This is a genomic window from Kitasatospora nipponensis, assembly GCF_039528135.1.
GTDB lineage: Bacteria > Actinomycetota > Actinomycetes > Streptomycetales > Streptomycetaceae > Kitasatospora > Kitasatospora nipponensis.
The window spans coordinates 1-597 of record NZ_BAAALF010000903.1; the positions used below are offsets into that span (position 1 = coordinate 1).

Below are 597 nucleotides of genomic sequence, written 5' to 3' on the forward strand. Positions count from 1 at the left end.
GGCTATGCGCTGTATCACTGCGCCCACCACCCACGACTGCCCTTCGTGATCCGGTCACAGAATGCGACAACAGTCCCAGATGGCGCGATCGCAACGGCTCAGCCGTGCAGGCCCCACTTGTCGAGGCTGGAGTAGATGACAGCAGTCCGGTATCCAGGCATGGCGAAGCACTCGGCCTCGCCCTGTGTTGCCGGCCTGACTGATCGGCCGGTGGACGGGCGCCCGATGGCGTGGCGGACCTGCCGTTCCTGGACACCCGCACCGTCGAACGGCTGCTGGACGCTCTCGCGGAGCACGACGGGGCCCTGCTGGTCGACGCCGGCGGCCGGGACCAGCCGCTGGCCGGTGCCTACCGCACCACCGCCCTCCGGTCGGCTCTGGCGGGGCTCGGCGATCCGGTGGGGCTGCCGCTCCGGCGACTGCTCGCTCCGCTCCGGCTGGCGCGACTGGCGGACCCGGACGGGGTCTCGTACGACTGCGACACCTGGGAAGACCTCGAACTCGCGCGGCTCCGGGATACCTAGGCTTTTCGGCAGGGGCTCAGTTGCACTGTCCAGGGGCTCGGGGAACTGCGAGGAGATCTGGCGTTCGGGTCAC

Annotated in this window: 1 protein-coding gene; it reads left to right on the forward strand. The window is 69.8% G+C overall.

Annotation, left to right across the window (positions count from 1 at the left end):
• The first annotated feature begins 230 nt into the window (after positions 1-230).
• The gene (locus ABD323_RS43960; RefSeq protein WP_344447605.1) at positions 231-524 is read left to right on the forward strand and encodes an NTP transferase domain-containing protein; all 294 of its coding nucleotides are present in this window, start codon (positions 231-233) and stop codon (positions 522-524) included.
• The last annotated feature ends 73 nt before the right edge of the window (positions 525-597 follow it).